The following is an 8,115-nucleotide window of genomic DNA, read 5'->3' on the forward strand; positions in this document are numbered from 1 at the left end:
GGATGTCACTATAAACCCCATATTTGGGTAAATTATTTATTGGGAATTCCCTTACAAGGACAATGCGAATGGCCACCATTCCAAGGGGAGACCTCTTCTCCTTCAAGTACAAATACTGCCATTTTAGTGCCATCTTATCACTTGATATATTCTATATTCCTTTTGAGCTAAAACTATTTGGAAAACAGTAGTAGAAAAATTGTTTCACGTCTCATTGGCCAAAAGGTCCTGGAGCGAGAAATCTATTTCTGCCGAATCCCCATCAACGGTTTAGGTGCCGCTTCCTGTAGCATTCAACCATTTCCAGGTTGGAATTTCAGAAAATACAAGGGAAAACTACTTGCCAAGCCTTCCAGGAAGTCTATTGACAATGTAACACAAAAAATAAGCGACATGATCAAAAAAGGAAAGGCATGGAAACAGGAAGGTATGAATGGAAACCTTCACGCACCGTTCTTAGAGAGTTGGAAAACGGTAACTCTACTCGATCCAGCGTCTTCATCACTTCCTTACCCGCCTGCGTACCAGTGAATCCCCTGCGATGATCTCCTGCAGAACAGCCTCGAACCCTTCATCCGGAGCCAGCGTTCTATCAAGATAGATACCTGTAGTACCCACCCGTGCCCGCCTCATCAGCACCCTGATCCTTTCCTCTACAATATCCAGCCCTACACCCACTTTCCTGGCTACAACACCGGGTGATAGGTCTGATAGGGGTGATTCCACATGTCCTTCTGGTGTAGGTTCGATCAGCATCAATCGTTTATCTACACCAGGCACACGGTTATTAATAATATCATCCAGGTCATCAAGACCCAGCTGGCCCCCAAAACTATAGAAATCCAGTTCCCTATCTGTCGGCTGGATCAGGGGAAACGTGACCATAGCATTATCAGGCAGATAGATGTGAGCTTTAATGAGACCATTGGGTGTTGCCTGCACGAGCTTTCTACCTGTGATCCCAACATCATCCAGTGCCAGCTCCACCCTGAAGGATTGCACCACCCATGGTATCACGATATCGATATCACTACCAGAGGATACATCACCTCTTGCCACACTACCATGGATCAGGCCATCCAATCCTGCATCCCGTAATGCATACATGATACTGGCAGCTTTTTTCCTAAGGCTGCTCAGCATATCCCATCTATCAGACTCATAGAGAAGGATCGAATGATCTCCCATTGTAGCGGTCTTGCGGCGCATATAGTATGTACGATGTCAGTCCACGTTTATAAATTCGAAGTATGAAACATGAAACACCTGAGTCTTTAGATCAGGTGTAGTTCACATAACAAGACTGTCAGATAGGTATGTTCAACATCGGATCCTCCATCTCCAATCTAGTCATTCGGCTGGAGAGGCTGATTCGAGACACGGATTTCGATTTACACGGATTTGAAGTTGTTTGGGTTTGAACATCGAACATAAATGTACAACAAGTGAGTGCCTACCTCAATTTTCAGCTAAATCCATGTCTATTAAGGATATTTTCACGCACTTTGAATGCACTTTCATACATCTGTTTTGCATCCTCTATTTTACCCATATCTTCCAACAAATTTCCCAGATTGTTCAGGGTAACAATAATTGATTGATACGAAATGTTATTAAGTTCGCTATCAAGCAGTTTATCGAATATTTTAAGCACCTGTAGATACTTATGTTTTGCTTTATCCTGCAGTCCTATACGTACGAACAAGTTCCCCTGATAATTCAGGGTCGCAGCAACATCTGCCTGGTAAGAAACGTTATCTGGTTCGGCACTGAGTAACTCTTCACGCATTTTGAGTGCACAGTCATACATATATTTTGCGTCTTCAGTCCTTTCTCCTATAGCCATCACGCCCCCCAGATCATTCAGGGTCGCACCAATAATTGATCGATATAATACGTTATCAGGTTCGTTCTCAAATGGTTTATCGAACATTTTGAGTATTTGTAGATATTTCTGCTTTGCGTCATCTGGCAGTCCTAGATGTACTAGCAAGTTTCCCAGTTTATCCAGGATCGCAGCAGCATCTGTTATGTATGAAATGTTATCAGGTTCCTGTTTTAACATTTTTTGATGTATTTCAAGAGATCGTTCATACTCTTGTATTGCTTCTTCACTCTGCCCTTTCTCTTCGAGCATTTTTGCCAGTTTATCCAGGATTGCAGCGACATCTGCCATAATTGAAACGTTCTCAGGTTCCAGCTCGAGCCTTTTTTGATTTATTTGAAGAGCTTGTTCATACTTTTGTATTACTTCTTCACTTTGCCCGATCTCTTCCAGTATTTTTGCCAGCTTATCCAGGATCGCAGCAACCTCTGCTTGGTATGAACCATTATCAAGTTCTCCTTCAAGCAGTTTTTCACGTATCTTGAGTGCACTTTCATACTTTTGTTTTGCCTCTTCCATCATCCCCCGATCAGCCAGCAGGTTTCCCAGATTAAACTGGGTCATGGCGACATTTGACAGACAAGATAGGTCATCAGGGTCACTTTCAAGCAGTTCAAGGTATAATGTTAGTGCTCTTTCATACCTCTGTTGTGCCTCCCCACTCCTTCCCATATCTGCCATCAAATTTCCCAGATTATTCAGGGTCGCGGCAAGCAATGTATTAAAAAAGGGTTCCGAATGCGCCAGTTCATCGAGAATGTAAAATGCTTTTGTGTAATACTTCAGTGCTTCATCATATTTTCCTGTAGATTTCAGGAGATTACCGATTGTCCCCAGGATAATAGATAAGATGTCAGGAGCCTGTCCCTTTAGAGCATGGTTTTCTGCGATTGTAAGGCTTTCAAGCGCTTCAATGTACTGCCCGCTATTGAGCTGTGATTCACCTTTTTTGAGGTGCCGTAATGCCATATCTTTTCCCTGCTTTGACATGTTTTCTTAAGACACCATCACTTGAATAAATACATATTGTTATTCGATATCATATGGCCGGATAGATAATAGATTGTCGAGCGAAGATCAGTAATGTTCTAGCTTTTCCATGATCTCCGAGTCACGGACCCCGGACGTCGCTTCGCTCTGTCCTGGGCATCTGAAGGATGCTCAGGATTTTTATTGACTATTGTCAAAATCAATATTTCAAATCAGGTGCCTGTTTTTTCTTTAAAACCAAATATTAATTTTAAATTTTGACTTATTCAACTTCGAAAAATGCATCTAATTTTCCTTCAATTTTTGCTTTGCTCATCTTTCGATATTCTAATATCTCTTCTGCAGATGCACCCTTATCTTTGAACTCATAGAATGTATTTTCACCAAGCAATATATAATGCCAAGTACAATTCATTCTATCTTCAAGGTTTAGCTCATTAATTTTATTAATCCAATCTACTGTTGCCAATCTTTTTTGTATTACATTTGGATTTTTCACATCTTTTTGAGCTTTTGTTTCAACGATGTAAATATTGTCATCAATCATTACAATAAAATCTGGATAATAATGAGATAGAAGTCCATCTTCCCTGATGTATGTTACATGGGCGAAATCATGATAATATTCATTAATTTTGATAAATGCTTTAACCTTTGAATCTTTATTTACAAATTCTATGAAGCTTTTCTCAAATCCCCCCTTATGAGATGGATAAGGCAATTTTTCATAAATCGCTTTTGATACATCCAATGAAAATTTTTCCCTCATCTTCAATTCATCTACTTCGGAGAAATACCTCTTAATTATGGTTGCTTCTGTCACATCGATATTATTTTGTAGCTCATATATTGTCTTACTAACATTTAGCACAATATGGGATACAATTCGTGATTTTGAAAGAAGCAAAACTCTCCAATTGTTATCTTCTAAAGGATTAAACTCCTGATCAAAAAGCTTGTGCCGTATGTAGTTATCTGCTAACCTTGCTATCTCTGCGTTGTTAATCTGCATCATAGGGAAGGATTTTTTCACTTTTCTCTTCCCAACATCTACAAACATTGAGGAAACCCCTTTAACAAGTTTTGCTATAAATTCATTATAACTTTTTGCAGTGAATATGTCTGCCGTTATTGAATATTCTCCAAATCTTGTCTTTACTGTAATTTCTTCTGAATAGAAAACATCTCCATCAGTCGGAACTAATTTCTTCAAGTCTTCAAGACGTATTGGAAATGGTTCCAAGTTGTCAAGAGATAACTCAGTTGGAATAAGATTTTCTTCCCTGTCTTGAAGGATTATTGGAAAATAGAAATCATAATTCTGATAATCTTCACGCAATCCTACTTTGATTATATCTCCAAGAACGCTTTCTCCTAGTTCGAGGTCTTCTTCACTTTTTCCAACGATTCCTTCTTTAATTAAATCGTCATAAAATTCAATAAATGCAGGATGTTCAACTATACTTAAAAGGTCTAAGTAATTCGCAGGCTCTTCTTTCTTTTCTAACAGTCTATACCTGTTCTCCCTTTTTAGTTCAGTAAATTCAGGCTCTCTCCACATGAGCCTTAAACCCCTTCCAATTGTCTGTTCTAAAAGAATATTTGACGATGTAGCTCGTAAGGGAACGATTACACAAATGTTATTAACATCAAAACCTTCTCTTAACATCAAAACTGAGATAATAATTTTTGGATTTACATGGTTATCAACATTGAATAGTTTTTGTTTTATGTGCTCCCATTCCTGTTGTGTAACATCTCCTTTTTTGTTTGAATGAATTTCCATTACTTCATCTTCTGACAACCCTTCAAACGTAGTTAAAAAATCAGTGACTAAAGGAGCCACTTTTGTATCTTCACAGATGACAAACATTTTTGGATGCTTATTTGAGATTCCATGTTTATCTGATGTAAAACTGACAAAGTCTTGTTCCAGTATTCTTAATTTTTTAAGCCCTGCCCGTAACATAACTTTTTGGCCTTCTGAAAGGGCGATAACGGACGTTCCTTCCTTTTCAGCTTTGAATTCAAGCGGCAGAGACGCAATTTCTTTTCTCTTATCTATGGCTATTGTTTTTACTAATCCTGTTTTAATAGCAGACTTTAAGTCAAAGTCAACAATAATATGGGGGAAGAACTGTTTTGTTCTCTTCTGTCCAGAACCTGAAATATTATATGGCGTTGCAGAAAAGTCTATCTGAATAAATTTCTCATTCTTTGGTTTTGCAATTTTTGATAAACTTTTTTGCCATTCAACCTCAAAGACCTCTCCTGCTTTCTTTACTTCATGGATGTGATGGGCTTCATCATTGAATACTAATAGATCCGGGAGATTAGCAAGGTATTCAATTTCATTGCCTCTGAGATATTTATTATCTAATGAGTTGAGAGTATGCCCAGCAGTTGTACCTGGAGCAATAGGTAATACGTCTTTCACAACTTGAGTGGGGTCTTCTAAGGGAGAATCGATTTCTTGTTCCTCTTCCACACCTGCCAATAAATGCCAGTTTGTAATCGCTATTAATCCTTCACCAGTTACTTTTTTACCGATTTCATCTTTATTAGCTACATTTGATTGTATAAAACCAAATATTTCATCTTTGTATGCAGAAGGGATGAAAAGCTCTTTAAATGTCTTGAAGTCGGATTTATCAAAGTTTCTATTAATGTTACCTGTTTCATCTATTTGTTCTTTTCCAAGGTATGCATCTAACAGCCTTTCATAAACGATTATGCCGGGTGCAATAATAAGAAAATTTTTTGTAAAATGTCCTGTTGGCTGGTCTTCATGTTTTGCATTGAGATACTGCCATATCAATAAGGCATTTAATACCCATGTCTTACCTGTGCCTGTTGCCATTTTAATGGCATACTTTGGATGACTGTATTTATCCTGTTTCAGATTCAACAAGTCCATTTCTTGAAGCAGTTCTGGATTTACAGACATATACATGTCCATCACATTTTTTGTTTTCAGAACTTCATGCATGTAAATGGTGTTGAGTATTGCCTGTTTTTGTCCTTCATGAAAGTTGAATTTACGTGTTTCACAGAATGCAGGGTGGAACCAGTAGCGTAGCAGGTCTTTTGTTATTGGACTTACTTTATCAAGCAAGTCTCCATCTCCATCAGCCCATTCCTGATTTACTGTTTTTGAAATGGCACTGGCAAATTTTAAAGGGATGCTCCCCGTTCCTAATGTTGTCGGAGTGACCATCCTAATTCACCTCTAAAACTGCAACACTTTCAAATCCGAAAACATCAACAGCTTTAACACAGACCTTTCTTTTTCCTTTTATTTTAGGAACTACCAGTTTTGCTTTTCTTACGACTCTGAAAGGGTCATCGTCGTTAAACGTGTTAGACCTGTAATCCTGCCATTTGCTCCTGAAAACCTCTCCGTCGTAATCAGGGTCTATGCTCCAGTATTCAATAAGGGTCAACGGGTCTTCAGCTATTACATTTTCAAGTTTTTCTTTATTCTTGTCATCCAGCGGCAGTGCATCAGGAGATAGTAAAATATAATTTTCAAGTTCTATGACAAGTTCGTCTTCCTCGTCATTGTAGCTTTTCTTTTGGACCGGTTTGACAGTCAAGTATTGTAACGACGAGAACCGTATTTGTCCTGATGTTATTAGCTTTTCATAACTTGCTTTTGTTTTCAATTTATCCAGTAAATCTGGCGGAATTACTAAAACTTCCAGCTTCGGGTCATTTAAGTTGTTAATGACATCTCCTATATCTGATACAAAGTTCCAGCCAAGAACCACAACCTTATCCCACCCGCCCATGAAAGTGTTCCTCAATTTTTGGGCTTTGTTGATTATGTTGTACCCTGTCATCCTTGAAGGCGAATCCACGAACACAAGTGTCTTTGACTGTTTGATGTATCCCAGATTGGCAGGTACTCCTTCTCCAGAAGGGAATGGCAGGGCGCCGTAAAGATTCATAACGACCTGTGCAAGGTCGCCAATTCTCCTGAATGATGAAATTTCGTACTGTTCTTTCTGGTAATCTCCTATTGACTGAAACAGGAAAGGTTTTGCATCCTGGTCAATTAGACGCTTTCGCATTATCAGAGATGCGGGTTTTCCCAGGTCAGACATAATCCAGCGCCTGCCAAGGTTTTCGGCAACAGCTCCAGTTGTGCCAGAGCCTGCGAAGAAGTCTGCAATTATTGAGTCTATATTTGAAGATGCTAAAATAATTCTTTCTGCAATTTTAGGGTCCTTTAAAGTGTCATATTGTCCAGCACTAATTCTAATTTCTTTAGGAATATGACTTCCAGTTCTGATGTCAGTCCAATAATCCTCTATTATTTTACCTTGCTCGTCTAATTGTTCAAGATATTCATCATCAGCCCGACCAGTTAAAGAAGTTTTACCTGTCGCCTTATTAGATTTTTTGTAATTCACACGTATATCATCTTCATTAAAAATACGTTCACTTGTTTTTCCATAAAAATACATAACTTCATGTTTGCGAGGAAAATTATTTTTTTGATTTGTCGGGCCTGTGTAACAAAGAACAATCTCATTCACAAAGTTCTCCTTCCCAAAAATATCATCCATAATAACTTTGACATAATGCCCCACATGCCAGTCAATATGCACATATATCGAACCCCGCTCTGACAGCAGTTCCCTCATGAGCACCAGCCTTGATACCATCATTTGCAGATAGGATGCTGTTCCATCCTTCCATGTATCTGCATAAGCAAACTGCTCAATAACCGTGGGTTTTTGTTCAATATCTGTGCCCGGCAGATGTATCTTTGTCCGGTAATCAGCTTTTGAATCAAACGGCGGGTCAATGTATATCAGGTCTATCTTACCACGCATGGACGGAGTGTTGCCATTGCCTGCCAAAAGTGCCTGCATGGCAAGAAGATTATCACCATAGATAAGCCTGTTGAACCATTCGTTCTTGTAATCGATTTTTATACTTTGCCCGAAGTATCCACCTTCTGCTTTTGTTGGCAGGACAAGTTCATTTGTTTGTAGTGTTATTCTGTTTTTTGAAGATAAACCATCTAAGATTTTCTGGGCTTCTTTCTTTCCTTGTGAAACGATTTTAGGGAGGTCTTCTATGAGTGAAATTGCCATTTTAATGTCTCCTAAAGTTATTTTTCGAACATTTTCATTCCTTAATTTTAATAAAATCTTCTCCTTTAATTGGAGCTGGACAGGACGAACCTAATTCTCTTAAAAAAGTGCTGCTCTGTACTTTTGCTAATCCCT

5 protein-coding genes are annotated in these 8,115 nt (G+C 38.7%); 1 reads left to right on the forward strand and 4 read right to left on the reverse strand.

Annotation, left to right across the window (positions count from 1 at the left end; all coding sequences use genetic code 11):
• Positions 1 to 177 precede the first annotated feature (177 nt).
• The gene (locus tag IBX40_09045; protein MBE0524459.1) at positions 178 to 531 is read left to right on the forward strand and encodes a hypothetical protein; all 354 of its coding nucleotides are present in this window, start codon (positions 178 to 180) and stop codon (positions 529 to 531) included.
• Here IBX40_09045 and IBX40_09050 read toward each other — a convergent pair.
• From IBX40_09050 to IBX40_09065, 4 genes are all read right to left on the reverse strand, one after another.
• The gene (locus tag IBX40_09050; GenBank protein MBE0524460.1) at positions 502 to 1,209 is read right to left on the reverse strand and encodes a nucleotidyltransferase; all 708 of its coding nucleotides are present in this window, start codon (positions 1,207 to 1,209) and stop codon (positions 502 to 504) included. The two genes, IBX40_09045 and IBX40_09050, sit on opposite strands and share 30 nt — an antisense overlap.
• 256 nt (positions 1,210 to 1,465) lie before the next feature.
• Entirely contained in the window at positions 1,466 to 2,875 is a 1,410-nt protein-coding gene (locus IBX40_09055; GenBank protein ID MBE0524461.1) for a tetratricopeptide repeat protein, read from the reverse strand.
• Between the two features lie 262 nt (positions 2,876 to 3,137).
• Complete coding sequence (locus tag IBX40_09060) at positions 3,138 to 6,092, reverse strand: DEAD/DEAH box helicase family protein (protein ID MBE0524462.1); 2,955 nt, start codon at positions 6,090 to 6,092, stop codon at positions 3,138 to 3,140.
• Between the two features lies 1 nt (position 6,093).
• Positions 6,094 to 7,980, reverse strand: a complete 1,887-nt coding sequence (locus tag IBX40_09065) for a site-specific DNA-methyltransferase (GenBank protein MBE0524463.1) — start codon at positions 7,978 to 7,980, stop codon at positions 6,094 to 6,096.
• Positions 7,981 to 8,115: the final 135 nt, after the last annotated feature.

It is taken from the genome of Methanosarcinales archaeon, from assembly GCA_014859725.1.
Classification (GTDB): domain Archaea; phylum Halobacteriota; class Methanosarcinia; order Methanosarcinales; family Methanocomedenaceae; genus Kmv04.